This is a genomic window from Sodalis sp. C49, from assembly GCF_046352915.1.
Classification (GTDB): domain Bacteria; phylum Pseudomonadota; class Gammaproteobacteria; order Enterobacterales; family Enterobacteriaceae; genus Acerihabitans.
In genome coordinates, this window is sequence record NZ_CP163303.1 from 46,733 (window position 1) to 62,991 (window position 16,259).

The following is a 16,259-nucleotide window of genomic DNA, read 5'->3' on the forward strand; positions in this document are numbered from 1 at the left end:
CGCTTACTCCATCATCTTTTCAATCGGCAGCACCAGGATTGAGCTGGCGCCGAGGGCTTTCAGGTTTTCCATGGTTTCCCAGAACAGGGTTTCACTGCTGACCATATGCATGGCGACGCGGTGTTTATCGCCGGCCAGGGGCAAAATGGTGGGGCGTTCCGCGCCCGGCAGCAGGGCCACGATCTCGTCCAGGCGTTCGGCCGGGGCGTGCAGCATAATATATTTGGATTCGCGCGCCTGGATAACCCCCTGGATGCGGATCATCAGCTTATCGATCAGCGCCTGTTTGGCCGGCGGCAGTTCGACGTCGCTTTGAATCAGGCAGGCCTTGGAGCGGTAGATCACTTCCACTTCCCGCAGGCCGTTGGCCTCAAGGGTTGCGCCGGTGGAGACCAAATCGCAAATGGCGTCCGCCAGGCCGGCGCGCGGCGCGACTTCCACGGAACCGTTGAGCAGACATGACTTAAAGTTGATGCCGAGTTTGTCCAGGTATTGCTTAAGCAGGTGCGGATAGGAGGTGGCGATGCGTTTGCCCTGCAGGCATTGGGGACCCGTAAAGGGTTCATCCAGCGGCAGGGCCAGCGACAGGCGGCAGCCGCCGAAATCCAGGCGCCGCAGCATGTAATAATGCGGATCCTCGCCCTGGGCGCGGCGATTAAGCAGCTCTTCCTCCAGCACGTTTTCACCGATGATGCCCAGATCCACCACGCCGTCCATCACCAGGCCGGGGATATCGTCGTCGCGCACCCGCATAATATCTATGGGCATATTTTCCGCAAAGGCCAGCAGGCGTTGTTGCTGCAGATTGATTTTAATGCCGCAATGTTCAAGCAGCTGCTGCGTATCCGTGCTCAGCCTGCCTGATTTTTGCATCGCTATCCGTAACCGTGATTTGTCCAAGATACTGTCCTCTGCCTGAAATAAAATGTGTTAAGCCCAAAAAAAAACCCTCGGAAGATATCTTCCGAGGGCTCTCTCTTACATTCTGCGCCACTGGAAGATATTATGTCTTCCAGCACCAAACGCCTGAAAGACTAGTCAGGGTGATGGTGATGATGGTGGTTAAACAGAACGTTGTTCATCATAATTTCCGTTGTACTGGGTTGAGCAGTCTAGGTTGTACTGTCGCGCTGAAAATTACATACGTAGTATTACATTTGTAGCGAGTACAGTAGTAGCATGGCCAGGGTAGGCCGTCTTTAAATCAAAACTAACGATCTTTAGTGGCAAATGCAACTATTTTCTTTCTGTAGGGCGCGGGCCCGCGCGGTCGGTTTTGCAGAAGATCATGCCTTAACGTACCAGGCGCCAGAGGGAGAAGCATATATGAAAAAAATCGCCATAGTGGGTTTAGGCTGGCTGGGAATGCCGCTGGCGTTATCGCTGCTTGCCAGGGGATATCGGGTGGCCGGCACTAAAACCACGCCGGACGGCGTCGAGGCGGCCAGGATGTGCGGCGTGGAGTGCTATCCGCTGGTCCTGACGCCGGAAATCAACGCTGAGCAGGACGACCTGGCGGCGCTGTTCCAGGTGGACGCCTTGATTATTACCCTGCCGGCGGGCCGCACTATGGAACGCGCCGACGACTATTTGCTGGCGGTGCAGCAGGTGGTGGACAGCGCCCTGGCGTTTGCCGTGCCGCGCATTATCTTCACCAGCTCCACCGCCGTGTATGGCGAGACGGCGGGCCTGCTGCGCGAAGACAGCCCGCTGGCGCCGGTAACGCCCGCGGGCGCGTGCCTGGTGGAGCTGGAGCGCTGGCTGCATCGCCTGCCCAATACGTCGGTGGATATCCTGCGCCTTGCCGGGCTGGTGGGGCCGAGCCGCCATCCCGGCCGGTTCCTGGCGGGCAAGACTGGGTTGCCGGGCGGGTCGCACGGCGTTAATCTGGTGCATCAGTCGGATGTCATCGCCGCCATTGAGCTGCTGCTCAAGCTGCCAAAGGGCGGGCATATCTATAATATCTGCGCGCCGCGCCATCCGGCAAAGCGCGATTATTATCCGGCCAGGGCGCGGGAACTGGCATTGACCCCGCCGGAATACCTGGCCGACGAGGCCGGCGATGGCCGGGCGCAGGATAGCGGTAAAACCATCGACGGCAGCCGGATTTGCCGCGAGCTGGGGTTTGAATACCTGTATCCGGATCCGGCCCTGATGCCGATGCGCCTGTCGTGAGCCGGGCGGGGGCGTCAGGGCCTGATTGGCTAAAGACTGGATGTGGTCAAAAGCCGGATTTGCCAAAAAACGGCCTTGGCGCTATGTTTTTAGAGCAGGCGCAATATCGCGCCTGCCGGTTTGCTGTCCGCCAATGTTATGCAAAAGGGATGTTTCAGCGGGTAAACTATGCACAACCACGTAGCAATAGATGTTCTCAGGACGCGGCCCGCGCAGCAGATGGATACGCAGGCGCGGCGCGCAATGCTCGCCGACGGGCAGCGAACCAGCGCGTTCCAGCGTGAGATCGCCGCTTACCTGGCACGCCACCCCCGAACGCAGCAAGTCGATATTTTTCTCACCGATCTTAACGGCGGTTTCCGCGGTAAACGTATCCCGCTGACCGAACTTTCCACGATTGAAAACGGATGCTATTTCCCCGCGTCGCTGTTTGCCATCAACCTTTACGGCCACACGGTGGAGGATGCCGGGCTGGGGCAGGAAAAAGGCGAGCCCGATCATGTCTGCGTGCCGGTCGCCGGTACCCTGGCGCCATCCGCCGCCGATCCCGATTCAACCGCCCAACTGCTGCTGACCATGCTTGATGAGGACGGCGCGCCTTTTGACGTCGAGCCGCGCAATGTTCTCAATCGGGTGTGGCAGCAGTTGCGCGCGCGCGGCTTTAGCCCGGTGGCGGCGGTGGAACTGGAATTCTACCTGGTGGATCGCGCGCGCGACGCGGCGGGCCGGCTGCAGCCGCCCTGCGCGCCGGGAACCGGCTATCGCCATACCCAAAGCCAGGTGTATTCACTGGATAATCTCGACCTTTTTGCCGCGGTGCTCAACGATATCGACCGGCTTGCCGGCCTGCAGGGCTTGCCCGCCGCCGGCGCCGTGGCGGAGTCCAGCCCCGGCCAGTTCGAGATTAACCTTCACCATGGCGATAACCCGCTTACCGTCTGCGACCAGGCCCTGCAGTTAAAGCGGCTGGTGCGGCTGGTGGCGGAAAACCATGGCATGCAGGCCACGTTTATGGCCAAACCCTACGAGGCGTTTGCGGGCAGCGGATTGCATATCCATCTGAGCCTGCGCGACGGGCAGGGTAACAATGTGCTGTCCGACGGCTGCGGCCGCCATGCCGGCCTGATGTGCGACGCCCTGGCCGGCATGCTCGATTTGATGCCCGCTTCCATGGCGCTGCTGGCGCCCAACGTTAACGCATTCCGGCGCTTTCAGCCCGGCATGTATGTGCCTGTGCGGGCCAATTGGGGCTATAACAATCGTACCGTGGCGCTGCGTATTCCCTGTAGCGATGGCGATAACCACCGGGTGGAATACCGGGTGCCGGGCGCGGACGTCAATCCTTACCTGGCACTGGCCGCGGCGCTGGCGGGCATGCTGCACGGCCTGGAGAACCCGCCGCCGCTGCCGGCGGAAATTACCGGCAACGGCGGCGATGAACACCAGGGCGCGCCGCTGCCGCTGCGGCAAAGCGAGGCACTGCGGGCGTTTCGGGAGAGCACGCGCCTGCAGGAGTTACTGGGCGCGCGCTTTTGCCGGGTTTACCATGCCTGCAAGCACGCCGAACTCAGCCATTTCGAGCAGTTGGTGACGCCAACGGAGATCGACTGGATGCTGAAAAACGCCTGATTGTTAATCAAATTGATAACTTATCCTGTTAACGGCCAGACCCAGTTTTTCCCGTTCCCGCCCGGTACCCAGGTCGCGTGGACTTTTCAGCGCATCGAATGCGATTTTGATAGCGATATTGCCGTCATCGCCGTCAATATTATCAATGGTAAACTGAATGCGCTGATCCCCTGGCGGTAAATCGAGGTCTTTGATTTTTTTATCACGGTAGTAAATTGCCCCTTTGACCGGTTGATTTGTTGATGCCGCTAGGGTAAAAACGCCTCGCCGCCAGGGTGCCGCTTTATGAAAGGCCATCCGCGCCGTTAGTCCTTCGGTCCAGCGATAGTCCGGCTCCGAGGATTTTCTCCAGCCTTGCCAAATATAATCACTGTGTTTCCAGCCGAAACGAAGTTCGCCGACGGAGGCAAGCTCTGGCGCGGAGTAGGTGATGATAGGGCGGTTGTACACATAAAATAACAGGTTGTTAAAGGTCAGTTTTTCCTCAGGCTCACCGAATTGCCTGACAATGCCGTCAAGACATAGCTGCAAATCCGGACATTCCTCGCCGCCTTTGGCCACGGCGATAAACTGTCTTTGCGGCTTTTCGTTGGTTTCAGGTATATACCAATAGTTAAACGTTTGCGACCGGCCGCCGCGTAGCATTAGCCCGGTGACTTTATCGAAGTCGATTGGGCGTATCAGTATTTTCCACTGGGTATCCCAAGCGAGCGCCAGCGTTTTGGCGTCCCAATAGGGGCCGAAACCGTAAGATAGATCGTTTTTTTCCAGAAAAGCGCGCAATTCGCTCATGGACCGATCCTGGGCATTAGCGGCAACCTGCCAATGGGAGTAGATGCCAGACAAAAACAGAATGCCCAGGAAGCCCAACAGCGGTTTGTGCATGCGATACACCGCGCTGGTAAAGATAGCGATAATGGCCAGATAGACAATGTTGACGAAAAAACGCGCGCTATAGGAGGCCCCGGGGACACTGCTTAAAATAAAAGCCGAGGTAATGCCAGCCAGGGAAAGAAAGATAACCCTATCTAGACTATCATGCTTGGCCATAGTGATAAGGGCATAAAAGTAGAGGAGAATAAGGATGATGGCCGAAATTATCTTTAGATTATCTGTCTGGATAAAAAAGACATTCAGGCTGCCCCCCACGCCCACCAGAAACCAATAGGCATTTGCCAGCATCTGTTCAGGCGCGCCCAGCGTGAAACGGGCCACCGGTAAATGAAGAAGTCGTTCAATAATATGTGTAAAAAGGATAATGCCGGTAATAAATAACGGAATAACATATTTTTTGGGCTGCGTCCTGGCGATAAAACCAGAATAGAGACTGGTCAAAAATAATGGCAGAAAATAGGCCGCCTGAAACCAGGGATCCGAAACAGAGGCTATAATTATCAGCGCACAGAGTCCAATCTCATAAGGAAAACTAAATTGTTGCGGTTTAACAATATACAGATAAACGCATGCCAGCCCATACAAATTAGTCAGGTTATGGGAAAAGGGATGTGAAATATAGGCTACACTGTAAGCAAATACGGATAAACCGCAGAAGAATGGAATCAACAAAAAGGCGTAACGGCTGCGGGTTTTGTGAAAACAGATTAAGGATGATATCACCGCGGCTAAAAAAACTTGGGAAATTTCAATAAATTTAATAATGGATATTGAAGTGGATCCTGTAAGTTTAAACAGCAGGAAATGAATAGGGTAGGTGGATAAGTACCAGTTATCCACCGTGGGCCGCCACTGGGATAACACCGAAAAACCATGAAGCTGGATTTCATGCCAAACGATAATTGAATTGGCGACATCATTGTCCGCACTGAAGTTAATCATCACAAAATGATAACTTAATATCATACCCAATATAATATTTATTGCAAAAAAGGAAGGGTGCAGCCAAATGCTGTAACCCCGTTGCCCACTTTTTTTCATTCCTAATCTCTCTGGTGTTTATACTTCAGGCTAGGGTGAAACATAGCCGGTTATAAAGTTAATGTCAGTTTATTAAAGCTGTTGCATATAATCAAACAGCGCCTTCAGGAGGCGGGTTTTTTGCTCATCGCCGGCATGTTCGGCATAGAGCCGTTCCAGGTTTTCCACATAGGCTTGCAGCGTTTCCGGGGTAAATAATCCTTTGCGGTATGCCAGCCAGCGTTGCTGTTCACCGTCATCGAGGGTGTGGGGAAAGTTACGCGCCCGATAGCGAAACAGCAGCGGAGCAAGGCGCGGGTCGACAAAACTGATATCCAGCGCCGGCAGGTTAACGGGATCGGTTGCCAGGATAATATCCATGGCCGCGCGGTCGGCATCGCTGAAAAAACCATCGTACAGCTGGGCGTCGACGTTATCGGATCCGGCAAAGGGCTCGGCTTCGGCATACAGCGCCACCACTTTTTCCCGCACGCCGGCGTGCCGGCGCAGCACCTGCAGGTTCTGCAGGCAGCGCTCGCGGTCAATCCCCAGGCGTTCCGCATCCTCCGGGCGCAGGGTACTGGCGGGCGCCAGCACCGGGCATTTATTGATATGCACCAGTTTAATCGGCACCGCGGACAGTTCGCCGAGCTTATCGCGCCGCGTATAAAGGCGGGTACGCAGTTCATCGGCGCTGAGATCCAGAAGTACCTCCATATCGCCGGCCAGGTCGCAGACGATCAGGGCGTTTTGGTTCTCCGGGTGCCAGGCCAACGGCGCAATCCAGCTGGTATTGCCGCGCCCGGCGCCAAACATGCCCGAAACATGGACCAGCGGTTTCATGGCGGCGATATCCAGCAGGCTTTTCAGCTTTTGCTTGCCGCGATGCTGGTAAAGATACTCGAACAGCTTCGGCTGCGCCTGTCGGGCCAGCTTCGCCATGGCAAGCGTGGCGTGGACATCGGCCATGGCGTCATGGGCGTTGGCGTGTTCAACGCCGTTGGCGCGGGTAAGGTGCTCCAGGCGAAAGCTCGGCAAACCGTCATCATTAAGCGGCCAGTTGATGCCCCCGGGACGCAGCGCGTAGCAGGCGCGCATCACGTCCAGCAGGTCCCAGCGCGTATTGCCCTGGCGCCAGCTGTAGGCGTAGGGATCGTAGAAGTTGCGGTAAAAAATATTGCGCGTCACTTCGTCATCGAAACGGATATTGTTGTAACCGAGAATGCAGGTATCCGGCACGCTGAACAACCCATGGATCCGCCTGGCGAATTCCGCTTCGCAGACGCCCTCGCGGGCGGCCTGCTGCGGCGTGATGCCGGTAATCAGCACCGCCTCGGGATCGGGCAGGTAGTCGTCGGCCGGTTTGCAGAAAAATACCTGGGGCTCTTCCAGCGGTTCGAAGTCCAGTCCGGCGCGGATCCCCGCGAACTGGGCGGGCCGATCCAGCGCCGGATGTTTGCCGAAGGTTTCGTAATCATGCACCAGAAAGCTCGGTTGCTTGGGAGTAGTAGCCACGATGGTCAAAAGTCCGGTTGGGTGGATAGCGCCGATCGTTATCATCGGCTTTATCGGCGTATTATGTCATGATTAACCGCTAAACCCTACCGGGATGACCGGCGAATCACCGCGTTTGGCACTGGAAACCGCTGTGGCAGCCGGGATGGCGACCCGGCGTTTTCCAGGTCGCCTTTGGCGTAACGCGCGGGGAAACCTTATGCCTGTCCTGAGCCTAAGGCGACAGGCGAGGATGATTAAACAGTGCTTATGGACCTTTTATGGATAATACCGCATGCATACATTAATTATCGTGGTGGTTGGCCTGGCATTGCTCGGCCTGTTTACCTATAGCGCGCATTTTGTCGGCCGCCCGGCCATAGCGACGGCGGTAAAGGCTTTTATGGTGCTGTGGCTGGTCATCTCCCTGGCCAACCTGGGCGTGGGTGTGTTCCGCGCCGGTTATACGCTGCTGGAAGAACTGCCGGTGCTGGCGCTGGTGTTCGGCGTTCCGGCTATTGCCGCGTTATTGGTGCACAAGCGTTTAAACAATAAAAAATAGTCTGCCTGGGATAACGGCACGCCGGAGTGGGAATAGATTACCCCACCATGGCTGCCGCCGACTGGGTGGCGCCTGGACTTTTCACGGCCCTTGCGTACGGTTTAACCGCCGCGACATATCTTAATTACGTCATGCCACCATCAGCCCCCCGAGTAGGTTTATCACCAGCGCCGCCACGGTGCGCCGTGCCGCCGGTGGCGCGGGCCGGGTGATATTTGGGCGCGCACAATTATAGCCGATGTCTGATTTTCAGTAAGAGATAGTTCAAGCTTTCCTGGCGGATCACATTTATGAAAATTGCGTCTGTCAAAACGGTTTAAGCAATGTTATGAGAAATAGTAATAAAACATTTCAGTCATTCCTGCACAGCGTTTTATTCAGTTAGCTAATACATTATCAAGGAGCGGGTGTATGCGAAACATTGCTTCCCATCTGGTTTGGGTGTTGGTTGCCGTTGCGGGCGCTTTTGGGATGGGCGTTATCGCCTTGCATAACGGCGAAAAAATTAACGCGTTGTGGATCCTGGTGGTGGCGGTGGCGGTTTATCTGATTGCCTATCGCTATTACAGCCGCTTTATCGCCAGCCGCGTGCTGCGGCTGGACGCGACGCGCATGACGCCGGCCTATCGCCATAACGACGGACTGGATTACGTCCCCACGAATAAATATGTGCTGTTTGGGCATCACTTTGCCGCCATTGCCGGCGCCGGTCCCCTGGTCGGTCCGGTTCTGGCGGCGCAGATGGGGTATCTCCCCGGCATGATCTGGATCCTGGCGGGCGTGGTGCTGGCGGGCGCGGTGCAGGATTTCATGGTGCTGTTTGTGTCGGCGCGGCGGGACGGACGATCGCTTGGCGACTTAATCAAACAGGAACTGGGCGCGGTTCCCGGGGTGATTGCGTTATTCGGCACTTTTATGATCATGATAATTATCCTGGCGGTATTGGCGCTTATCGTGGTTAAAGCCCTGACCAACAGTCCGTGGGGCGCGTTTACCGTGGGCTGTACCATCCCGCTGGCGATTTTCATGGGCATCTACCTGCGTTTTATCCGGCCGGGTAAAATTGGCGAGATCTCGATCATCGGCTTTATCGTGCTGATGGCCGCCATTATCTACGGCGGCGATATCTCCCGCAGCCCCACGCTGGCGCCTTTCTTTACCCTGGACGGTAAACAGCTGACCTGGACCTTGATTATCTACGGCGGCGTGGCGTCCATCCTGCCGGTCTGGCTGCTGCTGGCCCCGCGGGATTATTTGTCCACGTTCCTGAAAATCGGCACCATCGTCGGGCTGGCGATCGGCATCGTGTTTATCGCCCCGACGCTGGAAATGCCGTCCATGACCCGTTTTATCGACGGCACCGGGCCGGTATGGTCGGGTACGCTGTTTCCTTTCCTGTTTATTACCATCGCCTGCGGCGCGGTGTCGGGCTTCCATGCGCTGATTGCCTCGGGCACCACGCCCAAGATGCTGGAAAACGAGACCCAGGCGGCTTTTATCGGCTATGGCGGCATGTTGATGGAATCCTTCGTCGCCATCATGGCGCTGATTGCCGCGTCGGTTATCGATCCGGGCATTTATTTTGCCATGAACAGTCCGGCGGCGGCGCTGGGCGGCACGACGGTGGAAGCGGCGGCGGCGGCGGTCAGCGGCTGGGGATTTGAGATCACCCCGCAGATGCTGACCGACTACGCGCAATCGGTAGGCGAAACCAGCATCGTGTCCCGGGCGGGCGGCGCGCCTACCCTGGCGGTCGGCATGGCGCATATCCTCAGCCAGGCCGTGAGCAGTATCAGCATGGCGTTCTGGTATCATTTCGCCATTCTGTTCGAAGCGCTGTTTATTCTCACCGCGGTGGATGCCGGCACCCGCGCCGGACGGTTTATGCTGCAGGATCTGCTGGGCGTGGCGGTGCCGTCGCTCAGGCGCACCGATTCGCTGGCGGCCAATATCATCGCCACCGCGCTGTGCGTGGCCGCCTGGGGGTATTTCCTTTACCAGGGCGTTGTGGATCCGCTGGGGGGCATCAATACCCTGTGGCCGCTGTTCGGCATCGCCAACCAGATGCTGGCGGCCATGGCGCTGACCCTGTGTTTTGTCGTGCTGTTCAAGATGAAACGTCATGTCTACGCCTGGGTGGCCGGCGTGCCGATGGCGTTCTTATTGGTGTGCACCACCACCGCCGGGCTGATGAAAATCCTGTCCAGCGACCCGCGGGTGGGGTTTCTTGCGCTAGCGCGTAAATACCAGGCGGGCATCGACCAGAATCAGATAATCGCACCGGCCAAAACCATGGAGGAAATGGGACGGCTGGTATTCAATAATCAGCTGAACGCCGGGCTGACCGCGCTGTTTATCTTTGTGATGATCAGCATTTTGTTATTCGGCTTACGTTCGGCCTACCAGGCCTACCGGCTGGATAAACGCAGCGATACGGAAGTGCCTTATCAGGCCTTGCCGCTGATGAAATAACGGGGCCGGCCCGCGCCGATCGCCGGCGCGGGCGGTTTCGTCCGCTATTTAAATCCAGGCGAACAGGCCGATAACACAGAGCCAGAATAAACCACTTAGCAGGAAAACTAATCTCCAGGCTAAAGAACGTGAGATGTTTATCATATATCCAGGTATATCATTTAAGAGGTATAAATAAAGGCGGCAAAACCTATTTCGTGAAAAATGGGCCAGATAATCGGCTTTACCAAGAACTATTCGTTATCTTAGCCCATAAATAAAAACTATCACAGTGGGGTCTGAAAAAAAGGATCTATTTTATCGTTAACCCATTAATTAATATGAAATTAAAATAGCGTTAAAATTTTTTTATTTATAACTTAATATTAACATGAATTTATACGGATAAGAGTTATCAGTAAATAAGTTGTTTTTTGACAAAATAAACCTGGCACATTAGTTTGTTATTCAATTAATGCAAATATGAATAAAGAATTAAGTAATTAAATAAAATTAACAAGCATTGCCATGAAATGGGCGAAGCCGGCGCTGCGGCCGGCTCTGCCCGTACGATGAAGGGCGCCGCGCCTCAGGGCCGCAGCGTTTTGCGCATCTCCTTGACGTCGTCGGTGTTGACCGGCGCCGCGGCGTTGCCCCAGCTGTTGCGGATATAGGTCAGGACATTCGCCACCTGGGCGTCATCCAGGTTCCAGGCGAAGCTGGGCATGGCGGGCGCGGTGGGACGGCTGTCGGTGGCGCCCGCGCGGCTGCCGGCCAGCACCACGTTTATCAGCGAAGCGGCGTTGGGCGCGCGGATGAGCGGATTGTCGGCCAGGCGCGGGAAAATATTGGCCTCGCCGGTGCCGGCGGAGTTATGGCAGGCCGAGCAGCGATCGAAATAAATGGCCTTGCCCGCCACCATCCGGCTGTCATCGGCGGCCAGGGCCGCGGGCGCCTTGTCCGTTGAGGCCTTGCCCGCCTTCAGGTAGACCGCCACCGCCTTGAGGTCCGCGTCATGCCAATGCTGGGAAGAGTGTTCCACCTCTTCCGCCATCGGGCCGGAGGCGATATCGAAACGGTTGACGCCGGTGCGCAGGTAGGCTATCAGATCCTCTTCGCTCCATGCGCCGATGCCGGTATGCGCGTTATTGGTAATATCGGGGGCCCACCATGCCCCCAGGCTGTTGCCCTGCAGGAAATTGTCGTTCTTGTCGCCGCCCAGCAGGTTCTTGGGCGTATGGCAGGTGCCGCAGTGACCGGGGCCTTCCACCAGATAGGCGCCGCGATTCCATTCGGCGGATTGGGTCGGGTCGGGGGTGTAGACGCCCTTAGTGAAATTCAGCCAGTTCCAGGCAATCAGGCTGGTGCGAATGTTAAACGGAAACGGCAGCTGATTGGTTTCCACGGGGTGGTAAATGGGCTGGAGGGTTTGCAGGTAGGCCCACAGCGCCTGATTGTCCTCGCGGCTCATTTTGGTATAGGCGGTAAACGGCATCGCGCCGTAGAGACGTTTGCCGCCATGGCCTATCCCTTCCGACATGGCCCGCTGGAAATCATCAAACGTCCATTTGCCGATGCCGGTTTCCACATCCGGCGTGATATTGGCGCCCAGCAGGGCGCCGAATGGCGTGTCGATACGGAATCCGCCGGCAAAGGGTTTGGCGGCATCCGTGGTATGGCAGGCGGTACAATCGCCCACCACCGCCAGGTAGCGGCCCTTTTCCACCTGATCATACTCCGGCTGCGCCTGGGCATGTCCCGTCCAGGCGGCCAGCGCCAGCAGGCCGGCGTAAAATGAAATCAGCTTTTTCATGCGGTGATCATCTCCCCGGGGCGTTGCAGGTAGTAGTGGCGAATGGCGTAGGCGGCCTTGAAGGCCAGCGCCCCCACGGTGCCGGTGGGGTTATAGCCGGGATTCTGCGGGAAGGCGGAAGCGCCGACCACAAACAGGTTGGGCACATCCCAGACCTGCAGGTGTTTGTTTACCGAGCTGTTGGCGGGATCGCTTCCCATAACAAAGCCGCCGACGATATGGGATGACTGATAGGGCGCCGAATTCCAGTGGCCCTTCATTGGGCGCATATAGTATTCCCGTGGATTCATCGCCTTGGCGATCTCGCCGACTTTGCCGGTGCAATACGCGGCCATCTTCAGATCGTTGGGGGAGAAATCGAAAGTCACGCGCAGCAAGGGCCGGCCCAGAGGATCTTTATAATTGGGATCCAGGGACAGGTAATTGGTGCGCGTGCTGTAGCTGCTGGCCTCGCAGCCAATGCTCATGCTGCTCAGGTAGTTTTTCTTGACCTGGCGCTTGAACTCGCTGCCCCAGGTCGGCGCGCTGGGCGGGGTGGGGTGATAGGCGATCGGCGCGGCGCCGATGGGCGTGACGCGGATGCTGCCGCCGCCGAAAAAGCCCAGGCCGGTATGATCGAAATTGTCGTTATTGAAATCATCGATGCCCATGCCGACCGCCCCGGCGCCGATAAACGGATTAAAGTTTTTATTATCAAAAAACAGCTGTACCGAATTGGCGGTTTGGTAGGCGTAGTTGCGGCCGGTGGTGCCGGTATTGGTCACCGGATCGTAGGGTTTTCCCACGCCGGATAACAACATCAGGCGCACGTTTTCAAAGGTAAATGCCGTGACGATGACCAGGTCGGCGGGTTGTTCCCATTCATCGCCGGAGGAATCAATATAGACCACGCCGGTGGCACGTTTGCCCGTGGAGTCGAGGGTGACTTTCATGACTTCGCTGTTGGTCAGGGCGGAGAAATTGTCTTTGCGCACCAGTACCGGCAGCACGGTGGTTATGGCGCTGGCCTTGGAATAGTTGGCGCAGCCGTAGTTGGTGCAAAAACCGCAGTAGGTGCAGGGGCCCATGGTCACGCCCAGGGGGTTGGTATACGCCTGCGATACCAGGGAGGAGGGAACCGGAAAGGCTTTATAGCCCAGGTTTCGGGCGGCTTCGGCAAACAGCGTCGGGCCGTAGGGCTGCTTCATCGGCGGCGTGGGATACTCGCCGGAGCGCATGCCCTCATAGGGGTTGCCGCCGTCGCGCCGGGTGCCATTGACATTGGACGCATAGCCCGAGGTGCCCGCCAGCCGCTCGAATTGCATATAAAACGGCTCCATCTCCTGCCAATCGGTGCCCCAGTCCTGCAGGGTCAGTTCTTTTGGCATGGCGTCGGCGCCGTAGCGTTCCAGCAGATGGCTTTTCAGGCGGAATTCTTCCGGCTGGAAGCGGAATGTGATGCCCGCCCAATGGTTGCCTGCGCCGCCGGTGCCGTTACCAGGATGAAACGATCCCCAACTGCGCATGGGCAGGGCGGTTTGCGACGGATCGTTGCGTACGGTAATGGTATTTTGTTTGGTGCGCAGCATCAGTTCCTGGCTGCGGTTATAGCGCAGTTCGTCGGTCACCGAGGCGACGTTAAAATCCCGCGCGGTATCGCGCCACGGGCCGCGTTCGATGGCAATGACTTCCAGGCCGGCGTCGGTCAGTTCATTGGCGATAATCGCCCCCGCCCAGCCCAGACCAATCACCACCACATCGGTTTTGGGGAGTTTCTTTGCCATAATGGTGTTATCCCTTGGTTTTCCATTGCTCACTGCCGCCAATGCTTACCGGCGTTAAATGAAGATCCTGATTATGCTGTTCGATAAGATCGCGGTAGTCGTACCGCGCGCCCGGAAAACCAATCATTTTCCATGACACCATATCGCGGTTGCCGCCGTACATCGGGTCGGCGAAAAAGCCTTCCATGGTGTTGTCCAGCACCTGTTTGAAAAACAGTTTGGCGTCGATATTGGCCAGTTTGATATCCCCTTTTTCCAGACCGGTCAGAATGTTATCGCGCTGTTCGGGCGGAAGTTCGTGAAAGGCTTTCTGAAAGGTGCTGCGGCAATACTCATCCAAATCGGCCAGGCCGATGCGGTAACGCTGCTGGGGCACCAGGGGGGATTGGTCGCCCTGCTCGGGGGTGCCCTCCTGAAAAGGGCCTTCACGGTAAAGCCGGGAGAAGGTGCCGTAAAACCCTTTCATCTGACGGTCGATGAATACCACGCATCCGGCGTCTTTGCCGCTGACGCTGAGCTCATCGGCGGGGATAAACCGCTCGACCATGGCTTCAAGCGTCGCCACTTCCTTATCGTTAAAAAACAGCCAGCCCTGGTCGGCAAAGGTTTCCGTCGGGTTGTGCGCGAAGGGCTGCCAGCCCGGCGCGCCGGCGAGGGTGGCCGCCTTGGCGCTTACGCCCGCGCCGATAGCCAAGGTCGCGGCGGAATAGGAAAGAAGCTGCCTGCGGGTTACCCCCGGCAGCGTTTTTTTTCTTTTGCGCATATGTGCTTCCCGTTTCTTATTGTGGCGTGCCTGTGCAGGCTCCGCACTGTTATCTGCGGTAAACGACCGGCTAAGCCGGGGTCGTAAACCCCATAACTATAAAGGATTCTTCCTACTAGCAAATTATGAATATGTTGCTAACAATTACGTAACTTTGCAATGGTACCGGTTCCTACCGCTCCGGCAACACAGGCCGGCTGCGGAGCAGCAATGTGAGCATTAGATTTATCTGCTTGAATTAACGCATCAAAATCCGACGGGATGCGTTTAGCCCCCCGGTAAAAAGATGTAAGTGAATTAGACAGGCTCCTTGACGCCGCGGGTTTTACCTGGCGGCCTGACCGGATGCCGGGGGCGTCTGCAAAACCGCTCGCCAAACGGCGCGCGTCGAGACGAACCTTATGATTAATAATATTTTTATGTTATGTAGCATTATAGCGGGATAACCCTACCCTTAGAGAAAAGAGTTGTTTATAGCGCTATGGTTACAATTTGAAATATGGAAGACTAATTATTGATGTGAAAAGTAGTTAATTTCATTAAACTACCTATCCCGCTTCGTTTTTGCCAGGTCGATTTCCCGTGCGTTTGGACAGACAGATTTCCTCACTAGAACATACCATTTACCAGCATTACCGCATTGCCCACGGCCTGCGCATCGGCCTGGCTTTTGTGCTGACCTTTATGATTATCCGTCTGCTGGATATTCCGGAGGGCACCTGGCCGCTGATCACGCTGGTGGTGGTAATGGGGCCGATTTCCTTTTGGGGCAATGTCCTGCAGCGGGCGGTTCAGCGCATTATCGGCACCGTTTTTGGCGCCGCGTCGGGGCTTATCGGCCTGCGGCTGGAGCTGTATTCCCTGCCGCTGATGCTGATATGGTGCGGCCTGGTGATGTTTATCTGCGGTTACCTGACGCTTGGCAAGCGTCCCTACCTGGCGTTGCTTATCGGCATCACCCTGGCGGTGGTATGCGGCGCCGGGGCGGGGGATATGCAAACCGCCTTGTGGCGCAGCGGGGATGTGATTATCGGTTCGCTGCTGGCGCTGTTGTTTACCAGCATCTACCCGCAGCGGGCGTTTATTCACTGGCGCATGAAGATGAGTTTCGGCCTGATTGCCCTCAGCAAAATCTACGCCGCCTACCTTTCGCCCAATATCATCGAACGCCCCCGCCTGGACGGGCGCCTGAAAAAACTGCTGGCCGATGTCAGCAAAACGGGCACCCTGGTGACGCCGGCCAGCAAGGAAAGCGCGGTAGCCAAAGACGTGTTCGACGCCATCCAGGATCTCAGCCGTAATATCGTCTGCGTACTGGAACTGCAAATCGACGCCTGGTGGGCCTCGCGCGAGAGCCACTTTATCCTGCTCAACGCCACCACCCTGCGCAGTACGCAAAGGGTAACCCTGCGCGCGCTGGTGACCCTCGCCGACGCGCTGCGCCAGGGCAATCCGGCGCCGATTGTCGCCAATAGCGGCGAACTGGCGGTCATCGCCGCCGAGCTCAAATTATTAATGGAGCAGGCCAGCCAGCGTAACGAGGTGGAGGCGCCGATATTCGGTTACGTCTGGCTGAGCCTGAAGCTGACGCAACAGCTGGAGCAGTTGGCGCGGCTGCTGTGTCAGGCGTTGCGTAAGCCATTGCCGCAACAGGAAGAATGAATTATGGCCCGGCGGTAAAAACGGGTAACATAG

At 56.7% G+C, this 16,259-nt stretch carries 11 protein-coding genes and 1 other annotated feature; of the genes, 5 read left to right on the plus strand and 6 right to left on the minus strand.

What is annotated here, in order from left to right:
* Nucleotides 1–3 precede the first annotated feature (3 nt).
* Nucleotides 4–903 (minus strand): ATP phosphoribosyltransferase, encoded by a 900-nt coding sequence (gene hisG, locus ABUK12_RS00190; protein ID WP_410016774.1) that lies wholly within the window; start codon nt 901–903, stop codon nt 4–6.
* Between the two features lie 35 nt (nt 904–938).
* Nucleotides 939–1,059: a sequence feature (His leader region), on the minus strand.
* Nucleotides 1,060–1,326: 267 nt separating this feature from the next.
* Here hisG and ABUK12_RS00195 point away from each other — a divergent pair.
* Both ABUK12_RS00195 and ABUK12_RS00200 read left to right on the plus strand, forming a co-directional pair.
* Nucleotides 1,327–2,175, plus strand: coding sequence for an SDR family oxidoreductase (locus tag ABUK12_RS00195; RefSeq protein ID WP_410014391.1), 849 nt, complete (start codon nt 1,327–1,329; stop codon nt 2,173–2,175).
* Between the two features lie 219 nt (nt 2,176–2,394).
* Complete coding sequence (locus tag ABUK12_RS00200) at nt 2,395–3,804, plus strand: glutamine synthetase family protein (RefSeq protein ID WP_410016775.1); 1,410 nt, start codon at nt 2,395–2,397, stop codon at nt 3,802–3,804.
* 3 nt (nt 3,805–3,807) lie between these two features.
* Here ABUK12_RS00200 and ABUK12_RS00205 read toward each other — a convergent pair whose 3' ends face one another.
* Together ABUK12_RS00205 and sbcB are read right to left on the minus strand one after the other, a co-directional pair.
* Nucleotides 3,808–5,739 (minus strand): hypothetical protein, encoded by a 1,932-nt coding sequence (locus tag ABUK12_RS00205; RefSeq protein WP_410014392.1) that lies wholly within the window; start codon nt 5,737–5,739, stop codon nt 3,808–3,810.
* A gap of 72 nt (nt 5,740–5,811) precedes the next feature.
* On the minus strand, nt 5,812–7,278 hold the full coding sequence (gene sbcB / locus ABUK12_RS00210) for an exodeoxyribonuclease I (protein ID WP_410014393.1): 1,467 nt from the start codon (nt 7,276–7,278) through the stop codon (nt 5,812–5,814).
* A 229-nt stretch (nt 7,279–7,507) separates the two neighbouring features.
* Between sbcB and ABUK12_RS00215 the strand changes: the two genes are divergently transcribed.
* Nucleotides 7,508–7,774, plus strand: a complete 267-nt coding sequence (locus tag ABUK12_RS00215) for a hypothetical protein (protein WP_410014394.1) — start codon at nt 7,508–7,510, stop codon at nt 7,772–7,774.
* A gap of 411 nt (nt 7,775–8,185) precedes the next feature.
* Entirely contained in the window at nt 8,186–10,246 is a 2,061-nt protein-coding gene (locus ABUK12_RS00220) for a carbon starvation CstA family protein (RefSeq protein WP_410014395.1), read from the plus strand.
* A gap of 568 nt (nt 10,247–10,814) precedes the next feature.
* Here the strand turns inward: ABUK12_RS00220 and ABUK12_RS00225 are convergent.
* Genes ABUK12_RS00225 through ABUK12_RS00235 form a run of 3 tightly spaced genes read right to left on the minus strand, consistent with a single transcriptional unit; the run spans nt 10,815 to nt 14,564 of the window.
* Nucleotides 10,815–12,038: a c-type cytochrome gene (locus ABUK12_RS00225; protein ID WP_410014396.1), complete on the minus strand. Its 1,224-nt coding sequence runs from the start codon at nt 12,036–12,038 to the stop codon at nt 10,815–10,817.
* On the minus strand, nt 12,035–13,801 hold the full coding sequence (locus ABUK12_RS00230; protein WP_410014397.1) for a GMC family oxidoreductase: 1,767 nt from the start codon (nt 13,799–13,801) through the stop codon (nt 12,035–12,037). The genes ABUK12_RS00225 and ABUK12_RS00230 overlap by 4 nt, the downstream gene beginning before the upstream one ends.
* Before the next feature lie 7 nt (nt 13,802–13,808).
* Nucleotides 13,809–14,564 carry a gluconate 2-dehydrogenase subunit 3 family protein gene (locus ABUK12_RS00235; RefSeq protein WP_410014398.1) on the minus strand — a complete coding sequence of 252 codons (756 nt, stop codon included), beginning with the start codon at nt 14,562–14,564 and terminating at the stop codon, nt 13,809–13,811.
* A 582-nt stretch (nt 14,565–15,146) separates the two neighbouring features.
* Here ABUK12_RS00235 and ABUK12_RS00240 point away from each other — a divergent pair.
* Nucleotides 15,147–16,226 carry an FUSC family protein gene (locus tag ABUK12_RS00240; protein WP_410014399.1) on the plus strand — a complete coding sequence of 360 codons (1,080 nt, stop codon included), beginning with the start codon at nt 15,147–15,149 and terminating at the stop codon, nt 16,224–16,226.
* The last annotated feature ends 33 nt before the right edge of the window (nt 16,227–16,259 follow it).